The organism is Paenibacillus auburnensis, from assembly GCF_927798115.1.
GTDB lineage: Bacteria > Bacillota > Bacilli > Paenibacillales > Paenibacillaceae > Paenibacillus_AQ > Paenibacillus_AQ auburnensis.
Genome location: NZ_CAKMMG010000001.1, coordinates 1,054,549 through 1,077,846 on the forward strand (window position 1 = coordinate 1,054,549; position 23,298 = coordinate 1,077,846).

General features: G+C 49.3%; 24 protein-coding genes. 6 read left to right on the plus strand and 18 right to left on the minus strand.

The features are described 5' to 3' along the window. Positions 1-14: 14 nt before the first annotated feature. Both L6H70_RS04820 and L6H70_RS04825 read right to left on the minus strand, forming a co-directional pair. The gene (locus L6H70_RS04820; protein ID WP_423802770.1) at positions 15-659 is read right to left on the minus strand and encodes a Vat family streptogramin A O-acetyltransferase; all 645 of its coding nucleotides are present in this window, start codon (positions 657-659) and stop codon (positions 15-17) included. A gap of 528 nt (positions 660-1,187) precedes the next feature. Then, positions 1,188-2,144 carry a helix-turn-helix transcriptional regulator gene (locus L6H70_RS04825; protein WP_236330311.1) on the minus strand — a complete coding sequence of 319 codons (957 nt, stop codon included), beginning with the start codon at positions 2,142-2,144 and terminating at the stop codon, positions 1,188-1,190. A gap of 111 nt (positions 2,145-2,255) precedes the next feature. Between L6H70_RS04825 and L6H70_RS04830 the strand changes: the two genes are divergently transcribed. Together L6H70_RS04830 and L6H70_RS04835 are read left to right on the plus strand one after the other, a co-directional pair. Next, entirely contained in the window at positions 2,256-3,203 is a 948-nt protein-coding gene (locus L6H70_RS04830) for a Gfo/Idh/MocA family protein (protein WP_236330314.1), read from the plus strand. 422 nt (positions 3,204-3,625) lie between these two features. After that, the gene (locus tag L6H70_RS04835) at positions 3,626-4,021 is read left to right on the plus strand and encodes a hypothetical protein (RefSeq protein ID WP_236330317.1); all 396 of its coding nucleotides are present in this window, start codon (positions 3,626-3,628) and stop codon (positions 4,019-4,021) included. A 438-nt stretch (positions 4,022-4,459) separates the two neighbouring features. On the opposite strand, the gene L6H70_RS04840 is transcribed toward L6H70_RS04835, so the two are convergent. Continuing rightward, complete coding sequence (locus L6H70_RS04840) at positions 4,460-4,969, minus strand: GNAT family N-acetyltransferase (RefSeq protein ID WP_236330320.1); 510 nt, start codon at positions 4,967-4,969, stop codon at positions 4,460-4,462. A 169-nt stretch (positions 4,970-5,138) separates the two neighbouring features. On the opposite strand from L6H70_RS04840, the gene xerS reads away from it, so the two are divergent. Further along, the gene (gene xerS, locus L6H70_RS04845) at positions 5,139-6,221 is read left to right on the plus strand and encodes a tyrosine recombinase XerS (RefSeq protein ID WP_236333133.1); all 1,083 of its coding nucleotides are present in this window, start codon (positions 5,139-5,141) and stop codon (positions 6,219-6,221) included. 51 nt (positions 6,222-6,272) lie between these two features. Beyond that, positions 6,273-7,142, plus strand: coding sequence for a pentapeptide repeat-containing protein (locus L6H70_RS04850; RefSeq protein ID WP_236330323.1), 870 nt, complete (start codon positions 6,273-6,275; stop codon positions 7,140-7,142). Positions 7,143-7,180: 38 nt separating this feature from the next. Here L6H70_RS04850 and L6H70_RS04855 read toward each other — a convergent pair whose 3' ends face one another. From L6H70_RS04855 to L6H70_RS04900, 10 genes are all read right to left on the minus strand, one after another. Continuing rightward, positions 7,181-7,522 carry a cupin domain-containing protein gene (locus L6H70_RS04855; RefSeq protein WP_236330326.1) on the minus strand — a complete coding sequence of 114 codons (342 nt, stop codon included), beginning with the start codon at positions 7,520-7,522 and terminating at the stop codon, positions 7,181-7,183. A 151-nt stretch (positions 7,523-7,673) separates the two neighbouring features. Beyond that, positions 7,674-8,279: a molybdopterin-guanine dinucleotide biosynthesis protein B gene (mobB, locus tag L6H70_RS04860; RefSeq protein WP_236330329.1), complete on the minus strand. Its 606-nt coding sequence runs from the start codon at positions 8,277-8,279 to the stop codon at positions 7,674-7,676. 28 nt (positions 8,280-8,307) lie between these two features. Further along, positions 8,308-9,588, minus strand: a complete 1,281-nt coding sequence (locus L6H70_RS04865; protein ID WP_236330333.1) for a molybdopterin molybdotransferase MoeA — start codon at positions 9,586-9,588, stop codon at positions 8,308-8,310. Positions 9,589-9,814: 226 nt separating this feature from the next. Next, the gene (locus L6H70_RS04870; protein WP_206100270.1) at positions 9,815-10,321 is read right to left on the minus strand and encodes a DUF4178 domain-containing protein; all 507 of its coding nucleotides are present in this window, start codon (positions 10,319-10,321) and stop codon (positions 9,815-9,817) included. Between the two features lie 77 nt (positions 10,322-10,398). Next, positions 10,399-10,809: a DUF350 domain-containing protein gene (locus tag L6H70_RS04875; RefSeq protein ID WP_206100271.1), complete on the minus strand. Its 411-nt coding sequence runs from the start codon at positions 10,807-10,809 to the stop codon at positions 10,399-10,401. Between the two features lie 127 nt (positions 10,810-10,936). Next, positions 10,937-11,605, minus strand: coding sequence for a PspA/IM30 family protein (locus L6H70_RS04880; RefSeq protein ID WP_236330336.1), 669 nt, complete (start codon positions 11,603-11,605; stop codon positions 10,937-10,939). Positions 11,606-11,675: 70 nt separating this feature from the next. After that, complete coding sequence (lpdD, locus tag L6H70_RS04885; protein WP_236330340.1) at positions 11,676-12,014, minus strand: prenylated flavin chaperone LpdD; 339 nt, start codon at positions 12,012-12,014, stop codon at positions 11,676-11,678. A 97-nt stretch (positions 12,015-12,111) separates the two neighbouring features. Continuing rightward, positions 12,112-13,044 (minus strand): dihydroorotate dehydrogenase, encoded by a 933-nt coding sequence (locus tag L6H70_RS04890; protein WP_236333134.1) that lies wholly within the window; start codon positions 13,042-13,044, stop codon positions 12,112-12,114. A 4-nt stretch (positions 13,045-13,048) separates the two neighbouring features. Then, on the minus strand, positions 13,049-13,753 hold the full coding sequence (locus L6H70_RS04895; RefSeq protein ID WP_236330342.1) for a dihydroorotate dehydrogenase electron transfer subunit: 705 nt from the start codon (positions 13,751-13,753) through the stop codon (positions 13,049-13,051). Positions 13,754-13,839: 86 nt separating this feature from the next. Next, positions 13,840-14,880, minus strand: coding sequence for an NADH:flavin oxidoreductase/NADH oxidase (locus L6H70_RS04900; protein ID WP_236330344.1), 1,041 nt, complete (start codon positions 14,878-14,880; stop codon positions 13,840-13,842). A gap of 195 nt (positions 14,881-15,075) precedes the next feature. Between L6H70_RS04900 and L6H70_RS04905 the strand changes: the two genes are divergently transcribed. Continuing rightward, positions 15,076-15,954: a polysaccharide deacetylase family protein gene (locus L6H70_RS04905; RefSeq protein WP_236330347.1), complete on the plus strand. Its 879-nt coding sequence runs from the start codon at positions 15,076-15,078 to the stop codon at positions 15,952-15,954. Between the two features lie 73 nt (positions 15,955-16,027). Here the strand turns inward: L6H70_RS04905 and L6H70_RS04910 are convergent, their stop codons facing one another. Further along, positions 16,028-16,699, minus strand: coding sequence for a 3D domain-containing protein (locus tag L6H70_RS04910; RefSeq protein WP_236330350.1), 672 nt, complete (start codon positions 16,697-16,699; stop codon positions 16,028-16,030). Between the two features lie 362 nt (positions 16,700-17,061). Between L6H70_RS04910 and ppk1 the strand changes: the two genes are divergently transcribed. Beyond that, entirely contained in the window at positions 17,062-19,176 is a 2,115-nt protein-coding gene (gene ppk1, locus L6H70_RS04915; protein WP_236330352.1) for a polyphosphate kinase 1, read from the plus strand. Here ppk1 and L6H70_RS04920 read toward each other — a convergent pair. The 4 genes from L6H70_RS04920 to L6H70_RS04935 form a co-directional block, all read right to left on the minus strand. Further along, positions 19,124-20,653: a Ppx/GppA phosphatase family protein gene (locus L6H70_RS04920; protein ID WP_236330355.1), complete on the minus strand. Its 1,530-nt coding sequence runs from the start codon at positions 20,651-20,653 to the stop codon at positions 19,124-19,126. The two genes, ppk1 and L6H70_RS04920, sit on opposite strands and share 53 nt — an antisense overlap. Before the next feature lie 117 nt (positions 20,654-20,770). Next, positions 20,771-21,493 (minus strand): amino acid ABC transporter ATP-binding protein, encoded by a 723-nt coding sequence (locus tag L6H70_RS04925; RefSeq protein ID WP_236330357.1) that lies wholly within the window; start codon positions 21,491-21,493, stop codon positions 20,771-20,773. Further along, a complete protein-coding gene (locus L6H70_RS04930; RefSeq protein WP_206100281.1) occupies positions 21,480-22,139 on the minus strand; it encodes an amino acid ABC transporter permease in 660 nt (219 codons plus the stop codon). The genes L6H70_RS04925 and L6H70_RS04930 overlap by 14 nt, the downstream gene beginning before the upstream one ends. Positions 22,140-22,282: 143 nt before the next feature. Beyond that, positions 22,283-23,098 carry a transporter substrate-binding domain-containing protein gene (locus tag L6H70_RS04935; RefSeq protein ID WP_236330361.1) on the minus strand — a complete coding sequence of 272 codons (816 nt, stop codon included), beginning with the start codon at positions 23,096-23,098 and terminating at the stop codon, positions 22,283-22,285. Between the last annotated feature and the right edge of the window lie 200 nt (positions 23,099-23,298).

Consider the following 23,298-nt stretch of genomic DNA (forward strand, 5'->3'; position numbering starts at 1 on the left):
CCCTCCTTAGCACCTCACATCTTTGTTTTCATCTCCAAGAGTTCGCCCAGATTGCCGCTAATAATAGCCCCCATATAACTGTTAATCAGCTCCATTTTGGTATCCCACCATCGAATCTTCAGTAGTTCGTCAACCACTTCCGAAGAGTATCGTTGCCGAATTTCTTTCGCTGGATTTCCACCGACGATGGTATAGGGTCGTACATCTTTTACTACGACGGCACGTGCACCAATAATTGCGCCGTCCCCAATGGAGACACCTGGCATGATCGTTGCCCCTCGACCGATCCAAACGTCATTTCCAATGACGGTGTCTCCTTTGATAGATAGCTGTTCCAGCGTAGGCACATATGCCTCCCAACCATTAGCGAAAATGTTGAAAGGGTAGGTCGAGCCATCCATCCGGTGATTGCCGCCTCCCATAATAAATGTCGTTTCAGCAGCAATTGAGCAAAACTTACCAATCAGTAACTTGGTGCCGATTGCTTCATAATGGTACAACACCTGCTCTTCGAACAATTCGCCATCTTTGGCATCATAATATGAATATTCCCCCGCCACTATGTTGGGTTTATTAATCGTATTTTTGATAAATTGTACATTACGGTTTCCTGGAATTGGGTACTTATCGTTCGGATTCGGCCCTAGCACAAAAATCACCCTCCTTTTTCAATGAAAATTTTGAACATCAAAAAACCTCCTGGTCCTCATGGACAGGAGGTCATAGCACCGAAAGAGAATGCGCGCTTATGCGAATACAAGCAACGGCAATTACTCATTCAAAGGTGCAAAAAGCCCAGACCTCTCCTATCCAGAAAACCAATAAATGCCGAGGTTTTCTTAATGGATAGGATTAATAGATCATGGACTAGATCACCCTTTCGGTTTTAATTACCAAAAGCATACCATAAAATCATATATTTTAACAAATCCATTGGCTGTACAATACTCTTATTGAATGTACTAGCCCGTTAGAGTGAATAAGCTCGATAAGCCCCGTACTTTCATACGGTGTGAAAAGAGCATCCATTATATGGACCGAACGCAACTTAATGGGGTCATTATTTTTTCTAAGCGTAAAGTTCATATCCCTATTAGGTAACATAATATTGTTTATGTTGCTCTATTGGTTTCTTCCAAATAATGTTATACTCTCTGTTTAGAGTATAGTGTTAATTTTCCTATATATTATTGATACATTCGCTGGTATTCCCCTATCCGCTCTTTTATATAAACTCTCACAGTCTGAGGTTCCAAAACCTCCGCATCAGCAGGCAGTGTAAACACCATCCCGCAGGCTTGTTCAAAACTGTACATGTTCACTGTTACAATCTGTGAGTTCCCGTCTTTCACAGTCTGAATGACATCGAATTTTGCTCCAGGTATCTGCTTTCCTTTATCCACTCTGACTGTGACCGGGTAATATTCCGCTGCTCTTCTAGATTGTTTAAAAGCTTCCTCTCCGCTCTTCCAATACATTTCCAGAGAGAAATCTTCAGGCAGCTCATATTTCTCTTCGAGCAGATGTACAGCGCTGATCCGCTCACATTTAAATGTCCGCAGCCCCTCCGCCCTCTCGCATAAGGCCACCAGATACCATTCCCCCTGTTTCACAACCAAGCCGTATGGCTGCAAAATACGCGTAGAGAGATCCCCGCTCACTTTACGATATTCCACTCTGACTTTGTGCCCTGTCCAAAGCGCAGTACGCAGCGTCTCCAGACCAGGCAGCGCAGTATGTCCGCTCCACCATGGTGTATCATCGAAATAAAAAACATTTTTGGCCTTGCGAATATCCGCCTGATAAGGAGCGGGCAGTGTTTTTTCCAGTTTCAGCAGGGCATTGTTCAGCTGGATGCGGGACTCACTCTGACTGCCTGTATGAAATCCCATGCCTGTTAAATAAAGATGAATGACTTCGTCGCCATTCAGCTGCCGTAGATTGACCGTATAACCCTCCATCAGGGAAATCCCGCCGTTCGGTCCGGTTGAAGTAACCATGGGAATCCCCGCTTCGGCCAGCACATCAATGTCTCTATAAATAGAGCGGACGGAGGTTTCGAGAGCAGCAGCCAGCTCGCCTGCCTTCATCTTCCCCCTGGATTCGATCAGCAATATTATCGCAATCAAACGGTGTACACGCACAGTGCACCCCCCTCAAAAAATTTCCTGTCAGTCCGCCCACTATTCTTGCCACTCTGCTGTCAACAATAGAAGTATATTATGGAATGTATCAGAGAGAAGGAGCTGTTGTAAATGAACATTGGCATATTAGGCACGGGATTTGGTGCATACCACGCCTCCATACTCAAGAAATTTCCGGAAATCGGCCGGGTGATCGTCTTCGGACGGAATGAATCCAAGCTGCACAAGCTACAGCAAGAACTGGGTGTTGAGATCACTACCTCCTTAGATGAAGTCATCTGTGATCCCGGCCTTGATATTATTGATATTTGTCTGCCCTCAGCCCTGCATAAACAATACACTTTGGACGCGCTTCAGGCGGGTAAACATGTATTTTGTGAAACTCCGGTCTGCTTGTCTGCTGAAGATGCCGCTGCAATGAAACATGCTGAAGAACAATCCGGAAAGAGCGTCCTCGTCAACCAGTTCATCAAATTTGATCCGGCTTATCAGTATTTGTATGAGTCGGCGGTGCAGAAGAAATACGGCAGGCTTCTTAAAGTACGTTTACTCCGGGAAACCGCTCCCTTATGGGGAGATTTGGGACTGGGCACTATTACTACAAATTTGATGATTCATGATCTTGATTTCGTAAGCTGGCTGTTAGGCGGGACCGCTCCATCCTGGGTATGGGGGAGTCAAGGCGGACAAGAAGGACAAGCACTGGTAGAGGCTATTTTCAACAACCCCAATGTTTCAGCAGAAGTCATTGCTTCGTCGTTAATGCCGGCAGCCTATCCTTTTACGGTGGGCTATGAAGCTTATTTTGAACGGGCTAAACTGGAGTTTCATGAAAAAGATGATATGCAGGGCGGTGTGGATATTGCACTTTACGAATACAGTGAAACAGGCAGTCAAGAAATTGTCTTGGACAAAGTGAATCCATATGAGAAAAGTCTGCAGCATGCGCTACAGTGTTTCCAAGACGGTTCGGAGTCCTTTCTGTCACTGGAACAGGCGCTGATCTCTCTACATACTGCACTGGAGCTGAAAAGTCGCCTGGCTGTTCCTGCAAGTTAAGCAGCTTGCTGTTGCGGATTGGCTAGACACTACGAATTTTTACGTATTCGTCTGCGGTATGTAACAGTAAGCTTAATTCAGGGGGGATCTGGCCCCCCCTTTTTTCTGTATTTTACGGAATTAAGGTGAGTTAAAAGGTGAGAGTAAATGTGAAGTATTGGAGGTGAGTGGATTTTTTGGGTTTATTATTGTGAATTTTTCATATGATGTAATTGCATAAATAAAGAGTATATTTTGCCAGATTTTCTTAAGGTTTTTGATCGAATGACAGATTATCGTAATAGAACGGAAATTAGGTTTACATATATAATATTATGTTAACTATTAATGTTTATGAAATCCTGTCCATCCTCCCCATCTCCTATATCCTGGCGTTCCTTTTTTGGTATAATCAGGTAAATAAGCTTAGGAGGGGATTTTCAATGAAAGATGACCCTGCCAATCCGCAAGAACATAATCCGTATAATGAAGCTATGCGCCCGGCAACGGGCAATTCCTACTGCTATAAGCAAATACCTTCACGTATTGTGCCTGATAACATTGACTGGTATATGGAACCAATGACATTCGAGACGCAGCATGAAGCCTTTGAATGGATCTCCAGCGGTCCTTATAATGAAATCGGCTATCTTTATACCGGATATCAGACAACGGATGAAAAGCTGGCTAACATCCTGCTATTTGAGCTTGTCAGAAGCAATACACTCCACGGTCCGCGTTTTCGGGTCCAGGCTGACTACGAATTCCTGAGTACAGGACTGCTCTATAAAATATGGGTTACCCCGCTTGCTGAGCCTGATGCTGAAGACAAAGCTTGAGTAATTTATGTTTGAAACCAGCTATTCGCCGAGCTTTAAGCTCGATTCGCGCTGGATTGCCACTTGCAATCTTTGGCTATATCTTAATATAAGTTTACATAATATATAATATGTTAACTTATATTTTATGTTGTGCTATTTTATCTTTAAAGATAAGTTTGAACAGCGTAACTGCAGCATAAAAAAATTCCCTAAGTAGCTGCTGGTAACAAGCCACCATAAGCAGGGCATACAGGGAGTGATACATCTCCGCTAAAGGTTAAAATCCGGCGGCCATTTAGCCAATGTATAGCTTCCCACTCTGCCCTGACGTACCCTAATAACCCCAGGAACGGTAACCCTTCTCAGCAATTTCAACCTTTGAGTACCGCTTGGAGGCCGACACCAGCACGATCCATGCGTTATATAAACGGCTGAACCGATTAGCCGGCGTACCCGCTATTTTTTGAGCTTAGGGGCGCTTTCCGTACTGAAATATTGGCTTGGATTCCCCTGTTTCGGATTGAAGCGTTCCTTAAATTCCCCATTCGTATACGCTCCAATAACCCGATGCCAGAAATTGCGGGCTGGTGTATTGGCGCGGATCTGCGACACCTTCCAGTCACCGGGAAACATATCGAATAGTCGGTGTGCGGCCCAGGTACCCACACCGCTGCGGCGGTATTTTTGCAGCACGAAAAATTCAGTCATATAAAACTGCCCTTCAGGATTACGCAGCAGACGGTCCACCAGTGCGAATCCGGCGATATTGCCGTCCGCGGTAAACAGATAAGCGAATTTATTGTTACCGCTGTTCCAGTAAGCTTCTAGACCCGGATATGACGGAAAATTGCCGTCACGGTCTACCTCAAGCTCCAGATACCGGGTGAAATCATATAGATAAAACTGCATAAGTCTGCTGATTATCTGTCTATTCTCCTTGGGAACCAATTCGATTCCAAGTTCCATTAGGTTCACCTCAACGATTCACATTTTACTTCACATCATATAACTTTGTCCCCTCGGGAGCAAGGTCAGTGCGTACACCACCATTCCCGGCCAGCTGCGAAACATGATAAGATAGACAGACACCCGTATTCACTCAACCTTACAGCATACTAAGAAAAAGGTGATTGTCATCAGCATTCAAAAGAACAGCGACCGTAAAAACCTTGATCAAAGGCTGCATCTTATGCCCTGGTTTGTTCAGCAATTCATAGACTATAAACGACCTGATCTGTCACCCTCTACCCTTTTGGAATACATCCGTGATTATGAATCGTTTTTCGGCTGGTTAAGGGCTGAGGGTCTGTCTGCTGCGGACAGCATTGCTAATATCACCCTGCTCGATCTGGAAACGCTGCATATGGATAGTATCACAGGCTACCGCCTGCATTTGACAACACGTGCCGAAGGGACTAACACCCGGGTAACAGTCTCTCGTAAGCTCTCTGCCCTGCGCTCCCTGTTCCATTATCTCAGCCAGATTGCCGAAGATGAGAATTTCTACCCTCTGCTGAAGCGTAATATTATGGCCAAAGTAGAGATCAAGCGGATTCATAAGCCCAAGGATACCGCCGCCAAGCTGAAAGGAAAAATCCTGGAGGATGAGGAGCTGCTGGAGTTCGTAGGCTATATCTATGAAGGCTATGGACGGGATGTAGAAGCCAATAAGCAGGCTTATTATTCCTTTCAGCTGAACCGTGAACGGGATGCCTGTATCGCCAGTCTGATTCTGAACTCCGGGCTTCGTGTATCTGAAGTAGTCAATTTGAACGTCGATGATCTGGATATTAACAATAAGCTGCTCTATGTATACCGCAAAGGGAATAACGATGAAACCTTCAAAACACCGGTTTATTTCCGTGAGCAGGCCAAAGATGATCTTGCGCTCTATTTAAGTCTGCGCCAGACGCGCTACAAAACGCCAAAACGGGAAAAGGCCCTGTTCATTGCTCTGCCAAACGGCAGCCAGGAAGGTAAACGCATGACTAAACGGGCCATCCAGGAGATGATCATCAAATATGCCAAACGGTTCGGCAAACCTTATCTAACGGTTCATAAGCTGCGCCACTCTTTCGCTACAGACTATTATCTGCAAAATGATATCTACAAAACCAAAGAGCAGCTTGGACATGCCTCCACAGAAACAACTGAGGTCTATGCCCATCTTACAGACAAAACGATGTCTGAAGCGATTGAGCGGCGTGTGGAAAGCTGATTATCTTATGTATTACAATATCTAAATACTTAGTTATGGAGGGAATTTCTCTTGTCTGAGACTCAAGACTATTCAACTTATTCAGCGGCTGAACCGCCGCTAAATCTGCGTGCAGACTGCGAGCAGTGCTTCGGGTTATGCTGTGCCGCCCTGCCTTTTGCCGTTTCGGCCGACTTTGCTATGGATAAAGCAGCAGGCCAGCCCTGCCACAATCTGCAGGCGGATTTTCGCTGTGGGATACATACCCGGCTCCGGGAGACTGGTTTTCGGGGATGTACGGTGTATGACTGTTTCGGTGCAGGACAACAGGTATCCAGCGTCACCTATGGCGGTGTGAACTGGCATCAGGCTCCGGACACTGCGTCCCAGATGTTTGAAGTTTTCCCGGTTATGCGGCAGCTTCATGAATTACTGTGGTATTTAACTGAAGCCCTGGGCTGGCCTGCGGCGGGTCCCATTCATCATGCACTGGCTGATATGCTGAAAAAGACAGAGCAGCTCACTATGCTCACACCTGAGTCGCTGCTGGAGCTGAATGTTGGGGCCCACCGCGGTGAAGTTAATGAACTGCTGCTGCGGGCAAGCGAGCTTACCCGGGAAGCAGTTCGCCGCAACTTGAAGCAAACACCAAAACGCCAGAAGAACTACGGCCGCGGAGCCGACCTGATTGGAGCCAAGCTTAAAGGCGCCGATCTGCGCTGCGTTAGCCTGCGGGGAGCTTACCTCATTGCTGCCGATCTGAGCGGTGCAGATTTGCGGGCGGCCGACCTGATCGGTGCGGATTTCCGGGATACGAATATCTGCGGTGCCGACCTTTCTTCCAGCCTGTTCCTCACCCAGTTCCAGATCAATGCTGCAAAAGGAAATGCCGCAACGAAGCTGCCTGCAAGACTCACCGCTCCTACCCACTGGCTTGATTAGAGAGTTGGCTTAACCGAATATCTCCATGGGGATCGAACTTATTCAACCATGATCCGGTCACCTTTGCTTGGAGGCGTAGAAATGACCAGGAATTCAACTTCAGCGCCTGATGTATTGAACATCTGATGCGGAACCAATGGATGAACCTCGATTCCCTCTTGCGGATTAAGCACAATTTCCGTACCCGCTATTTCGAGAGTAGCAGTACCTGAGAGTACAAAGAAGAATTGCCGGGCTTGCTGATGATAATGCTTCACTTCCGCCGTGTTTGCCGGCATTCTTTCATGAATTACACTCAGATTATTGTTTTTAACTAGATGCCAGCCATCGCATAGGTCTCCCCATGTATAGTGTTCCGCATTCTGCTTGCTTATTTTCATCTCGTTCGATCTCTCCCGCTGTTTTGCTTCGTTTAGCGGCGCCGCTGCTCTTGTTCCCGAGTAACGGTACCGCTCCTCCTTCAGACCAGTCTTATAAAAAGTATCATTTCAGCAGCAAAGCTGATTTTTTGGTCATTCTATTGTGAATTTTTCATATGTTGAAATTTTGAAAATCAGATCGTTGTTCCCACAAAAGGTTGGCAATCCCTTCAATGTCGTTGATGCTAAATAGCTTGTCCTGCCAATTTTCCGCGATGGCAGCCTGCTCCATCGTCTCCCAGACGGCGATTGCTGCGATATTGCTGGCCTGCTTGAGCAGGATCCGATCCTCATCGCTATGCAGAAGCACAATTTTGGGATACGCTTCCTGCTTGAATCCTTCAACGATCACATAATCATAGCCGGAGAAATCAGCAATCAGCTTGGATAAGCTGGTGCTCCGTTCTTCAATCACAGAAGTCCGGATATTATTCGTTATAGCAACCGCTGCCGCGCCTGCCTGACGCTGCTTCCAGGTATCTGTTCCGTGATGATCCATATCATAATTATGGGCATCATGCTTGATGACAGCGACACTGCAGCCCCTTTGCTTCAGCAAGGGTATCAGAGCACAAATCAGCGTCGTTTTCCCGCTGTTCTTGTAGCCGACAACCTGGCAAACTGCCGGCAGCTGAACATTTCCCCGCTGTCCGCCGTTCCGCTGCTCTGTCTTACCGGTATTTCCCCTGAGTCTTGTCCTTCTTCCAAATCGCTTCATTCTGCTTCGCCGGCCCTCCATCCCTGCTCTACCCAATAATCTCACCAGGCAATTTCAATATCTTCACCTGATCTCCTGCCGCCAGTCCGCGTGCTTCCGGCGGGACGATGATCAGACAGTCACTGTCTTTAATCGTTACCATGACTGACGACTCATCGATTCCCGCGGGATAGGCGTAAATGCTACCGTCACGGATTTCCAGCCGGGCACGGACAAACCGGGTATAGTTGTTCACTTTGGTATAGTCCGCACCCATAAACGCGGTCCATTCCGGCAAAAGCGGCTGCGCAGCTCCCAACATCAATGAAATGACCGGCCGGGCAAAAAGCTGGAATCCGACAAAACAAGCTCCCGGATTGCCTGATAGTGCCAGAAGCAGCTTCCCGCCCCGCACTGCAGCTGTCGTGACGCTCCCCGGGCGCATGGTAACTTTGTTAAAGAGCATTTCTCCTGTTTTTTCCCGGACCAGATCGCCCATGATGTCATAGTCACCAACGGACACACCGCCCGTTGTAATGACGAGATCATGCGTTTCCAGCGCCATCTGGACCTTACTGCGGGCCAGCTCCAGGTCATCAGCGATCGCTCCAAGCATCACTGCCTCACCTCCGGCCTCCCGTACGAGCGCTTCCAGCATCGGTGAATTGCTGTTGCGTACTTTACCCGGCTGAAGCGGTTCATCTACGGCCAAAAGCTCAGATCCGGTTGCAAATATCGCGATTTTCGGCCGCCGATGCACCTTCACCAAGGGAATCCCAAAAGCTGCCAGCACTGCGATATCACCCGCTGCAATTAAGCGGCCGGCCGGCAGCACCAGCTGGCCTTCCTTCAATTCAAAGCCGCGCGGTGTGATGTTGCTTCCAGCCAGCTGCGGTTTACGAAGTAAGACGAAGGTCTTCCCGTCCCTATCTCTGCTCTCAGTAATTTCGATCATTACCACTGCATCAGCACCTTCGGGCACCTGGGCTCCGGTCATAATACGTGCAGCAGTTCCGGGAGTAAGATCTGCTGAAGGTACAGCTCCGCATGGAATATTATCGATGACTTCCAGCCATACCGGATTCTCTGCATTACACTCCTGAGTATCTGCGGCAATAACTGCGTATCCATCCATACCCGAACGGTTAAATGCCGGAAACGGATTCGGGGCGTTGACCGGTTCAGCCAAATAACGTCCGCAGCTTTGGCTAAGCGGAACCTCTTCTATCCCAAGCACTTTTGCATATTGCATTACCCGGGCTTGCGCTTCCTTCACCTGTATCGCTTTGCGCTGAAATTTATGATCCTGCATATTATCCCTATTATTCATTAGTGCCTCCATTCTCCTTCAGATCGCGGGTTAAGTGATGTTCCAGCACTTGTTAGTGTTCTGACTATTTTAACATGCTTATCTATAAAGTGAAATTTCACTTTGCTGCCGCAACCCAAAAAGGATACCTCCGCTGGCGGCGTAGGCATCCTTGACTATATTTGCACCTCATAGATACTGGTGTATTTCAAGCTTAATCCTGTTGTCATAATCTCAATATGATAGGTTATGAAGCGCGGATGACCCGCACATCAGCCGGAATGACCTTTTCCCCTTCATAGAGCATAAACCGTCCGTTCTGCCACTCTACCCTCAGCAGCCGGTACTCATCTGACTGATACTGCCAGACATGCTGTGTTCCGCCATTCATATAAGGAGTCTGGCCTGTGACAGTCGCATACCCTTCGTATTCTTCCTCAAGAAAATAGGTATAGTCATCCAACTCCAGTGTAGCCGGCACTTCTGCAGGATTATCCAACCGCCCGTCAATTGGCTGATAGAGACTGTACTGCAGCTGTTCCCGCTCTTCAATATATAGATACGCAATCCGGCTGCCGTCACGTAATGTTAGTACGACTGCGTTGCGGCCGCTAGTCTGCGTCCGTCCGGTTACCTCATAGGTTACCAGCGAAACCTCACAAATATCACCGGGAGCGAGATTAAGCATACTTTTCGGCGCAGCCGGTGCCTGGGGTTTGGAGAAGATATTTCCGATTCGTTTCCATATGCTCAATTTCCATCATTCCTTTTGAAAAATTTGTAGGCTATATAAGCTCAATATTAGATTTAGTTTATATAACCCTGTTAGCCCTACCCGCGGATGAAAGCCGCGATAATTAGAGCACCTGTTACATGCAGCGAGCCTGCCAGCAGCCCGTAGCCTATTTTGCCGAGCCGGGTTCCATGGTCAAGGTCAATGGTGGCCCATTTGCCAAGCAGCAGCTCTACAGACTTTTCGAGGATAAACAGCATCCAGAAGGAGACTATGGAGACCACAAGTGCATCTCCCAAACGGCTCGATGCAGCAATAGAGGACGATAAGATATAACCTTGCGCCACGAGTTTCAGCACAAACCGGGTGGTAACCGCCATATTGCCTGCTTTCAATTCTTCCAGATCGTTATAACGGGTAAACAGCGAATCCACGAACATCAGCACAAAAAGCAGCACTGCGCCGCTCACCGTCCACACAACCATGGACACCAGAGTATGGAAATCCATTGCTTTAGCCCCCGCTTGTTCAGTTTGCCAGCCCGGTATAGAAAGCATAGATAAGGCGAAGGAGAAACAACTCTACTGTCTCCCCTTCGCCTGTAACCACCGGCTCAGGACCGGCTAATACCCTATGTTATTGTTTCTCGTACTGCTTCATCAGGGCAGCCAGTTCGTCTTCCACAGCCTTATCCTTGTTAAGGTTCTCGAATTCATCGTCCAGCGATTTGTTGCCTGAGCTCATTTCGTTGCTGGCTTCGGCTTGTGCTTCAGCTTGAAGCATCTTGTCTTCCATCCGTTTCAATCCGGCGGAAGCTGAATCGGAGCTAAATCCGCTCATCGCTTTGTTAATCTCGGTTTGTGCCTTAGCAGCATTGTAACGGGCTACCAAAGTTTCACGCTTGTTCTTCATCTGCGTGAGCTGTTTGCGCATTTCCTCCAGCTTGGCGCGCAGGTTGTCAGCGGATGCTTTGTTCTGATCGAAGCTCGTCTTATATTCAACAAGCTTGACCTCTGCGGCTTTCTTCTCTTCCAGCGCACGGCGGGCCAGATCGGCATTGCCTGCCTGAGCAGCGGTATGGGCCTGCTGGTTACGCTTGGCTACCAGTGCTTCCTGTTCTTCGTACAGCTGCTTGAATTTCTTCTCAATGGCGATTTGGGCGGCAACCGCCTTTTCAGCATCTTCCAGATCCTCGGTCATATCCCGGATGTACTGGTCGGTCATCTTTACTGGATCCTCTGCTTTGTCAATAATCGCATTGACGTTAGACATGGTCAGATCACGCAATCTTTTAAATATAGACATGGTTCATTCCTCCAAAATAAAAGTTATTTGCTCATTTGTTATCTTTTACGCAGGGAGTTCCATTATCGTTTCAAATTTGTTGCGCTAAATATTGATCCACCTTGCTGTTTACCGTTTCGACGACTTTCAGTATGCCTTCTTTACTCAGGTCGTCGTAATGAATGCCCATGACAACTGTGACCGTCCGGTTCAGCGCAGAAGCAGCTCTTAGGGCAATAGCCTCGCTGATCGTATGCTCTTTGTGATGAGGAACGGCCGAGGTCGTTGCTCTCACTGTATCACCATCCGGGTATGCCGTGCTGGCTGCTCCAATATGGCGGACACCGCCGGTAATCAGCAGCAGCAGGTCACGTCCAACGGGTACCGCAGACAGTTCAATATCGTCAAGCTCATATTCAAGTGAAGACAACAGTATCCCCCCTACCCATTATATTAACCTCTGCACACGAAGATATCTCAGGGGGACGGAAAAGAAGTGCCTCCAAGGCAATTAAATGCCGGATTCTTTAAACAATTCCGCGGATCTCGTCCAGTGACGAGATATTCTCCTCATGCATGAACTGCTGCAGTTCTTCCACTAACGAGCTTCCTGCCCGCAGATTCATGAAGTTGTAGGTTCCCACCTGGATAACTGTAGCTCCGGCCATAATAAATTCAATGATATCCGTAGCGGAAGTAATACCGCCCATGCCAATCACGGGGATTGATACACGGTGTGCCACTTGATGCACCATCCGCAGAGCCACCGGTTTGATCGCCGGGCCGGACAAACCTGCGTACAAATTATTGAACACGCTGCTGCGGCGGCGCACATCAATCTTCATCCCGGAGATGGTGTTAATCAGCGATACGGCATCCGCACCTTCAGCTTCACACATTTCCGCCATCTCCGCGATGTCTTCCGCATTCGGTGACAGCTTCACTGCCAGGGGCAGCTTCGTAGCAGCTCTTACGGCACGGACAACCTCCTGTGCGGCTGGAGTCTTCACGCCAAAGGCAATACCGCCCTCCTTGACGTTAGGACAGGAAATATTAAGTTCAATCATATCAACCGCAGGCTTGCCCGCAAGGGTGCGCTGGTCGGCATCACGCTGAATCAGCTCAGCACCCTGCACATAATCCGGCAGCGTATTCCCGCCAAGATTCACGATCCGGGCTGTATCCAGCGTCTCCCAATAAGGAAGCTCTTTGGCCAAAAATGCTTCAACTCCCGGATTCTCCAGGCCGACACTGTTCAGCATGCCTGACGCTGTCTCATACACGCGGACACCAGGGTTTCCGGCTTTGGCATGGAGAGTCAGCCCTTTGCCGGAGATTCCTCCCAGCAGCGAAACATCATAGAGCTTGCCATATTCTTTACCGAAGCCGAACGTGCCTGAAGCCATAACGATCGGATTTTTAAAATGAACACCGGCAATAATTGCCGAAGTATTAGGCATTGTATTAATCATGGAAAAGCACCTCCTCTGCAAGGAACACGGGTCCATCTGCGCAGGCTTTGCGCTGTCCGTCACGGCAGGATACGCTGCATACCAGGCAAGCACCAATTCCGCAGGCCATCCGGTTCTCCAGGGAGAGATACACATGAGGACGTTTGCCGGAAGTCTCGGCAGCAATACCCTTCAATTGCGCTGCCTTCAGCATGGGATGTGGACCACAAACGAAGATATGATCATAACTGGTGAAATCCACACGATCCAGAATCAGCCCGCCGACGTCCACTGTTAGCTCAGCGGCTAATGGACGGAAGGCCTCCGTACGGAAGGATTCCCGGCTGAAACCAAGATATATGTCACTGCCTTGAAGCTCTTTGGCACAATAATAGAGCGGGGCGATGCCGATTCCGCCACCGACCAAGGCGACTTTACCCTCTACGGCCGGAAAACCATTCCCAAACGGCCCTTCCAGCTGAATCTTGTCCCCCGGAGTCAATTCCGCAAAAATTTCAGTACCTTCTCCTACTACATGATATAGAAATTCGACCCCATCATCGTTCACTTGATGTATGCTGAGCGGTCTGGACAGCAGCGGATAGGCCCCCCATGCCCGCAACATGTAGAATTGACCCATTGTTCCGCCGTAATCCCCTTCAACCCGAAGGTGGTATACTCCGTTAACCAGCCGCTCGTTACTTATTACCGTCGCCACGTTATCAAGCTCCTTCAAATTTTATCTTATTAACCATGCCTTAGAAAGAGTTTAAAATCTGTGACAAACTTCACAATAATAAGTGTCTATTTTCGTTTCCAGATTCCGCGTTCATAAGGCCCGGGCACGTTTCCTTTGTCTATTCCGCCGAGGGCTTCCTGAGCATGAAGTGTCCAGTAAGGATCGCTAAGCATCCCTCTTCCAATGGCCACCAGCTCTGCCTTTTTCTCGGCAATCACAGCCTGTGCTTCTGCGAAGTCATCAAGCCGCCCTACGGCAATAACCGGAACCTGGAGACCGCTGCGGATGTACTCTGCCAGATCTACCTGATAGGCCGGCCCTGCATTAGGGCCCCCGTTCGAGCCAATCGGGCCTTCGCCGCCTGAGGATACATGGAATAAATCTACACCAGCCGCCTTATACCGCCGGCAGAACTCCAGCGCATAAGCTTCATTATATCCGCCTTCCACGTACTCCTTGGCGGAGACTCTCATGAGCAAAGGCATTTCGGGCGGCAGCACTTCTTTGACGGCCTGGACTACCTGCTCTCCGAATAATATAGGATCGGCTCCATATTCATCCTCTCGTACATTCGTTAGCGGGGAATGAAACTGATGAATCAGATATCCGTGCGCACCATGAATCTCGACTGTATCAAATCCGGCCTCCACCGCTCTCCGTGCACCTTCCCGGTATGCGGAGACCATCTCGGCAATCCCTTCACCGGTAAGGGCCAGCGGAGTCTTGGAGCGTTCATCGAATGGAATGGCCGACGGGGCTACAGGCGGATCGGCATCGAGCGCTTTCCGTCCGGCATGCCCTAGCTGAATTGCAATTTTGGCACCGTAGGAATGTACGGCGTCTGTTATTTTACGGTAGGCCCCGATCTGCTCATCTCTCCAAATCCCGGTATCCTTATTAGTGATCCGGCCATCCGGATGCACACCGCTCATCTCTACAATAATAAAACCTGCACCGCCTACCGCCCTGCTGACATAATGTACGAAATGCCAGTCATTCGGTATGCCGTCCTGGTTTTCCACCGCATACTGGCACATCGGCGGCATCACTACCCGGTTTTTCAGGACCAGCGCCTTTAATTCATACGGAGTAAACAAATCAGACATTTTCCGTTCCCTTCCTTCACTTTTCATCGATGGGGCTTCCGGGCTAATCTCCCGATTAATCAAGTATACACAACTTTTCTGCAGCGTTAAATCTTTACCTGTATGACAGGAAATCCGGCATAAATCCCCCGCGCCTTGGAGATAACAAGGAAAGAAAATAGTGGCCTGAAGCTGCAATAAGGAGGCGAACCTGCAATGAGGCATCTGTTTAAGAACCGGAAACTCTATATTCTTGCCGGACTGTTCTTTATTCTGTTCAGCCCTGCGGCTTACCCGGGACCCGCTTCAGCCAGCATTCCTGCAATTCAGGAGACATCAGGATATGAACAGAAGCAAGCTGTGGAAAAAGACAACCAGCAGGCTATGCCGGCAAACGCCTCCACTCAAGCTGCAGCACGGCGGAATAAACGAAATAAAAGCCTGACACTCAACCAGCTGCTGAAGAAATACCCGGAAACTTTCCTGACACAAGGACCGCGGAACAGAATGATCGCGCTGACCTTTGACGATGTGCCGGATCCGCGGTTTACACCTCAATTACTGGATGTCCTCCGGAAATATCATGTAAAAGCCACCTTTTTCGTTGTCGGAAGCCGGGCGGAAAAACATCCTGCGCTTGTAGCCTGGATCGTCCGGGAGGGGCATGTCATCGGCAACCATTCCTATAACCATCCTGAATTCGGAAAAATAGGTGTGAATGAATTCCGAACCCAGATTATCCGCACGGAAAATATCATTTCGGCCCTGGCCGGATATAAGCCAAGGCTGATACGGCCGCCTTACGGAGATATCAGCGAATCTCAGCTGAAATGGGCCAAGGCCCGCGGGTACAAGCTGGTGAACTGGAATGTAGATTCACTGGACTGGAGGAGCCTGCCCAAAGCGCAGGTCCGGAACAATATTGTAGCTCATGCTGGGAAAGGTGCCATTATCCTGCAGCACGGTGGAGGCGGCCGGGGAAGCAATCTGCAGGGCACGATCCAAGCGCTTCCGGAAGTGATCACCATTATGCGTAAAAGAGGGTATACTTTTGTTACAGTTCCTCAAATGCTGCAGCTTCCTAAGGATAAATAGCGGATAACAAAAAAACGGATACCCTCCCATTCAGGAAGGTATCCGTTTCTGAGTCCGCAGGCTGTTCAGCGGGCTATTCAATAATATACAGATTCACGTATTGGAATCCAAACTCCGCCACCGAGCTCTGGCTGCCGGGGATAAAGATATCAATCCGGTTGCCCTTGATTGCGCTTCCCATATCTGTAGCGGTGGCAAGGAACGCCTGCTTGGGCAGACCCGGGTGTGAATGTCCGGTTACCAGCACTTTGGTGCCGAGCGGGATCACGCTGGGATCAACGGCAATCGTGCCGAGCTTCAGCGGATTGCCGAAATAATCGACGGCACCCCAATCTCCGTTCTCGCTGGCTGCAGAGGAATAAGCAGAAGCTTTGACCTGCAGCACTTTATCATAGCTGAATTCCTTACCCCATGCCTGGACTGTATTTGTTGCCGCTTCCACGGTCAACCCTGCTGCTGTGATAATGGAAGCCTTGGACGCTGTAGCTGCCTGGGCAACCAATTTCGGTGAAGTGATGCCGGGGATGGTCAGGTTTAGACCCGGATAAATATTTGTGGCGGAAACCCCCGGGTTAGCGTTCATAATTTTGTCCATGCTTATGCCATAATAGTTGGATAGAGTATAATAGGTTGTACCTGCTCCTGCGGTATGTACGCTATCAGCCTGGGCGGGTGCTGCCTGCAGCAACGCACTGATCCCGATGGCCGCAGCAAATGCGGTTATGGCGCTGAATCTGATTTTCATATGTGCCTCCTTCATAGCCTTCTTCATGCTGGCATCTAAAGTGCATAGATTTATTAACACAGGTATGAATATATCACAATTTTGTAACCTATGCCTAAGAAAATGTTACCAATCTGTTATTTATGCGCTGATGTCCGCTTTTTTAAAGGATCCAAAGATTACATAACGTTTATAAAAACCATACATTTCATAAAATATTAAGATTATAAGGCTCAATTAAGCGAAAATTTTACACAGATTTAACATTTCTCGCTTTGGCAAATAGTAGAATGATAGAATGACAAGAAGAAACGGTTTTGCCGTCCTTCTGGGATGTTATCCGTTAAATTAGACATTGAGGCACACTTGGAGGGTCTACGAACGTGAATACAGATGAGAAAAAAAACAACCACACCAGCCCTGCTACCGCTTATCTTAACCGGGATCTGAGCTGGATCGAATTTAACCGCCGCGTGCTGGCAGAGGCTCAAGACCCGGATAATCCGCTGATGGAACGGGCTAAGTTTCTGGCGATCGTGTCCAGCAATCTTGATGAATTCATCAGTGTCCGCGTCGCCGGAATCCAGGATCAGATCAGAGCGGGCTATACCAAAAAGGATTTTACCGGCTTTACTCCTTCCGGACTGTACAAACGTCTGGTCAAACGGGTTACCAGGATCATCGCCGACCAATACCGCACCTTCCGCGACCTCTCCAGGCATTTGCATAAAGAAGGTATCGTTTTCGTCAATTATGAAGACCTGACCCATGCCCAGGAGCAGTCCATTGAAGAGTATTACCGTGATATTATTTTTCCGGTTCTGACGCCGATGGCCGTTGACCAGAGCCGTCCTTTTCCGCTGGTGCACAGCCAGTTCATCTATCTGGCAGTTGTGCTTACCCGTAAAAACAGCCAGGAGGAGGAACCTTATTTCGCGATCCTGCAAATCCCATCTAATCTGCCAAGATGCATTCCGCTGCCCCACCGCTCTAACAGCAAAAAGCGGCAGTTCGTCTTTATCGAGGATGTAATCCGCCATCATATCCAGACCCTGTTCAGCGGTTACGACCCGGTTGCTGTCAGTGAGTTCCGCTTAACCCGGAATTCCGACCTGACTATAGATGAGGAAGGCGCAGAAGATCTGCTGGAGGAAATCGAAAAAGAGCTGCGTAAACGCCGCCGCGGCGTCCCTGCCCGGCTTGAAGTGCAAAAGGGGATTCATCCCTATGCACTGGAGCAGCTGCAGGCCGAATTCGAGCTGGAGGATTTCGTCTTTGAAATTGAGGGGCCGCTTGATCTCGGCTTCCTGCGCGGATTCGCAAACAGCTTAAAAGGGTTCAATTATTTGTTCGATGCTCCGATTGAACCGCAGTATCCGGCGGAATTCGATGAGAATGAGGACTTCTTCGAGGTACTCCGCGAACGCGATGTGCTTGTCTACCATCCGTACGAATCCTTTGATGCGATGACCGACTTCATCACCCAAGCCTCCGAGGATGAGCATGTCATGGCCATCAAAATGACTCTCTACCGGGTAAGCGGCAACTCGCCGCTGATCGCTGCCCTGGCCCATGCCGCTGAATCCGGCAAGCAGGTCACTGTTGTTGTCGAGCTGAAAGCCCGGTTTGATGAAGAACGGAACATCGCCTGGGCACGCAAGCTCGAGCAATCCGGCTGCCACGTTGTTTATGGTCTGGTCGGCCTCAAAACCCATGCCAAAGTCACCCTGATTGTCCGTCAGGAAGGCAACGAGCTGCGCCGTTACGTACATGTAGGAACCGGAAACTACAACGACAGTACAGCCAAGGCTTATACTGATCTCAGCCTGTTCACTGCGAACAATGAGATCGGGCTGGATGCTTCCGAGCTGTTCAACCAGATGACCGGTTATTCCGCCAACTTTGACTGGAATGCCTTCATCGTTGCGCCAACCAATATGAGCCTGTCGCTGCAAAAGCTGATTCTGCGCGAAGCTGAGCATGCCGCAGCCGGCAGACCGGCGCGGATTATCGCCAAGATGAACTCCCTGTCCAATCAGGAGGTCATTGACAGCCTGTATAGCGCAGCCCAGGCCGGTGTGTCCATCGATCTGATCGTACGCGGCGTCTGCTGCCTGCGGCCGGGGATTGAGGGCCTCAGTGAGCGGATCAAAGTCCGGAGCATCGTCGACCGGTTCCTGGAGCATTCCCGGATCTATTACTTTGAGAATGGCGGCAAGCCGGAGGTTTACCTGTCCAGTGCAGACTGGATGACCCGCAACCTGACCCGGCGGATTGAACTGATGTGTCCCGTGAAGGATACCGGGATCCGGGGGCAGATTGTGAAGATTCTCGAACTGACGCTTAAAGACAATGTAAAAGCCAGCTTCCTGCAGCCGAACGGATATTATGAACGCCCGGACGACAAAAAGGCCCCTTTCCGGAGCCAGTTCGCCGCTATGGATGTTAGCCGTTGGAAAGGTAGCCGAGTTTTACCTTCACCGCCCAAGCATTCCTGAACGCCTTCAGAGCGTTCTCTATGTCCTCGAGCCCTATAAGGACTGTCGAGGTGCCATGCAGCTCTAAATCAAGCGTGTTGCCGTGCAGCTGAACTGTGAGGTCGCGGATGATGCCGATTTCGGTACTGTCCAGCGCGATGCTCAGCTGCACAAGTGTACCAAGCTTATGGATCAGCTCTTCGTCGGAAGCCAGCAAAATGTCCTTATGTGTCTGGGACAATTTCTGCTTCCGGCTTTTTGTGCTGTAGGATGCGATCAAGGCACTCAGAATCAGCTGCCGGTGGGTCAGTCCGCGGATCGGCGAGTTCATCAGCCAATAGCGGGTATGCCGCTTGGACTGATAATAGTTGATATTGGAGCCTGTACGGTGCAGCATCACAGAGACATAGATCAGCATTTCCTGCTCGTTCCTGTCCCCTCCCCCTTCAAAAGCATGAAACAAGCGGAGTGCAAGCTTATAGATATGGTCTAAATGCTGCTTGGAGGTGTGAATGTCAAAGCGGATAATCGTGTCCAGACTGAATTCCAGCGCACTGTCACGCACAGGCTGTTCAGGTCTCAGGAGATCATGCAGCATGCCTTCGCGTAGCCCCTCCCCGCTGATCAGCGCCTCTTTTGCTCCGATATATTGATATACGGTATGGAAAATAATCAGCCCGGAGATGATAATATCCGCACGGCTTTTGGAGAGCCCGTCCAGCTCTTTGCGCTTCTCATAAGGCATGGCCGGGAGCGTCTCCATAAACCGGGCGATGGTCTCACCGGATAAGATATAACCATGCGAATTCGGCAATGAATAATCCCGGTTCTTCTGATCGAGCTTGCCGAGTGAACGGAGCGTCCCGCCAAGGCCGTACAAGGGGAGGCCTGCACCGGTGCCCAGCCAGTCATGCTCAACCAGCCTGCCGGTTACATAAGCCTGAAGCTTCTTCACCTGCTCTGCGTTCCAGTTGCCGCTATGGCTGAACATCAGATTCGTATTGACCGCGCCGAACGGAAAGGAAATACTCTGCTGATAGCGGCGCCCGCGGAACAGGGTAACCTCCGTGCTTCCCCCGCCGATGTCGATGACGAACCCGTCCTGAACGTCCGAAGCGTTGATCACACCCAGAAATCCGAAGTAAGCCTCCTGATAACCGCTGATGACTTCTATGGTAATTGAGGATTCGGCCGACAAATATTCTATAATCTCGGAGGAGTTGGCTGCGTTGCGGATCGCAGCTGTGGCTCCGGCGCGGATTTTCTCTACGCCAAAAGCGCTGCAGATTTCCTTGAACTGGCTCAGGACCGGAATGATCGTATCCATGTCCTTCTGCTCCAGCCTGCCCTCTTTTGTAATCTTCTCACTCAGACGAGCAGAGTATTTGCACTCCTTGATAATTTTGTAGCCGCCTTCTGGTGTCGTATCATAGATTACAAGCCGTATAGAGTTGGAGCCAATATCGATTATGCCAATCCGGCAAAGATCATCTCTCATCTGTATGTACTCCTTTTCAAGTTGATTGGCCATTTTATATACTATATCACCCATTATTGCCCCAGCCAAAAGAAAAAAACGGCTTCCGGAGTGTATTCCGGGGCCGTTTTTGCATTTTTATAGCACTTTGCTCAAGAAATCCTGGGTCCGGGCATGCTTCGGATTGCCGAATACTTCTGCCGGTGTACCCTGCTCGACAATGTATCCGCCGTCCATAAACAGGATGCGGTCGCCGACCTCACGGGCAAAGCCCATTTCATGAGTTACAATGACCATCGTCATGCCCTGCTCAGCCAGTTTCTTCATTACCTCGAGCACCTCGCCGACCATTTCCGGGTCCAGTGCAGAGGTTGGCTCATCGAACAGCATCACATGCGGCTGCATCGCCAGCGCCCGGGCAATCGCGATCCGCTGCTTCTGTCCCCCGGACAGCTGTGCAGGGTAAGCATCGCGCTTATCTTCAAGACCTACGGTACGTAGGAGCTCTATGGCAATTTTCTCCGCTTCAGACGTCTGCTGCTTTTTCACTTTCAGCGGAGCCAGCATAATATTCTGCAGGACGGACATGTGCGGGAACAGGTTGAACTGCTGGAAGACCATGCCCATTTTTTCACGGGTCTGATTGATATCATGTTTCTTATCCGTAATGGACTGGCCTTCAAAGGTAATCTCGCCGCCTGTAGGCTGCTCCAGCAGGTTCAGACAGCGCAAGAAGGTGCTTTTACCCGAACCGCTGGGTCCTATGACGACTACAACCTCGCCTTTTTTGATCTCCAGATCGATTCCTTTGAGGATCTCCAGCTTGCCAAAATGCTTTTGCAGGTTGTTAACGGCGATCATCCGTATTCAGCCTCCTTTCTAATATGCCGAGTAGCTTGGATAGTGTAAAGGTCAGTATAAAATACATTACGGCGATGACAACCAGCGGAGTTAATCCCTCATAGGTAATGGTCGTAATGGTTCTTGCTTCAAAGAGCAGATCCGCTACCCCGATCATCGAGACGATGGAGGACTCTTTAATGATTGTAATAAACTCGTTACCGATAGCCGGCAGCACATTTTTGAGCGCCTGCGGAAGCACGATATACCGCATGGTCATCCCTTGCTTCATTCCGAGCGACCGGGCCGCCTCTACCTGACCGCGGTCTACCCCCTGAATACCCGCGCGGAAGATTTCCGCCAGATAAGCCGAGCTGTTAATGGTCAGGGTAATCGCCCCCGATTGAATCGGAGAGAACTCCAGGCCGAATTCCGGCAAGCCGTAGTGGATCAGGAACAGCTGCACCAGCATTGGTGTCCCGCGCAAAAATTCAACCCAGGCGGATGCGATAAAACGTAGAACTCTCCATTTGGACATACGCAGCAGCGAGACAATAATCCCCAGCACAAAGCCGAAGAACACGCCCATTACCGCCAGCAGCAATGTATACTTTAAACCGGAGAAGAAAAAATTGCGGTATTCATAAGCCATATCAAAAATATTCATCTCTTGGCAAAACCTCCTGTTCTTCAATTTTCAAAAAAATAGAAAACAGCGAATTATCGCTATTTTCTACTTAAAGAGCATTACTCTGCAGCAAGTGCGGCCGCAGAAAAACTCTGCATCACAGGTTGTGTCAGGTAAAAAGCTTATTCGCTCTCGGCAAGCTCGCTTGCCGCCGCTACATACTCTTCGATCTTGCCTTCGGAGTTCAGGCGGGTCAAGGTAGTATTTACTTGGTTAAGCAGTTCTGTGTTGCCCTTCTTCACGCCGATTACATAACCGTCATCTTCCACTTCAGGTTTAGCATCCGTAATGACAAGGCCTTTAACATTCTTCACGAAGGATTTGGCAACCGGTCCTTCCATAATGGATGCATCCACACGGTTAGAATTCAGCTGCAGCACGATTTCGGAAATTTTGCCGAGCGAAGTCAGCTGTGCGCCTTCAATGCCTTTGGCAATATCTTCCTGGATCGAACCGGTCTGAACACCGATCTTGGCACCCTTCAGGGAATCCATGGTAGCAAATTTATCTTTGTCAGCTTCACGTACGACTACTGCTTGCTCCGCTTTATAGTAGATGTCGGACAGGTCGACTGCTTTTTTGCGTTCTTCAGTCGGGCTCAGGCCGGAGATCACCATATCCACTCTGCCGCTGGACAGCTCATTTAAAAGGGAATCGAAAGGCAGATCCTTGATGACCAGCTCAGCGCCCATATCTGCAGCGATATCCTTGGCAATGTCGATGTCGAAGCCTACGATAGTGTCTTTGCCGTCAATCACTTTATGGAATTCATATGGCGGGAAATCTGCACTTGTACCCAGTGTCAGCGTTTTGGCGGCTGTACCGGTATTGCCGGCATTAGTGTCCGTTGATGCAGCATTATCATTGTTGTTGCCACAGCCGGTCATCAGTCCTACCGCAAGCAGCATTCCTAAAGAAAGTTTACCCCATTTGTTCATCTTTATATCTCCCCTATTCTCTCTTAAATTCTCTAAGTTGTCCCATTGACCGATTTATTATAAATCACTGCGCATGAATATGCAAAGACATTTTTGTGACAAGACTCGTTCATTTGAAGGTTAAGGCATAGTGATTTCAGCAGCTAAAGCCCGCCCTGTTTTGCACATGTTAAGGCAAGAGGTATATACTAGGTATCATC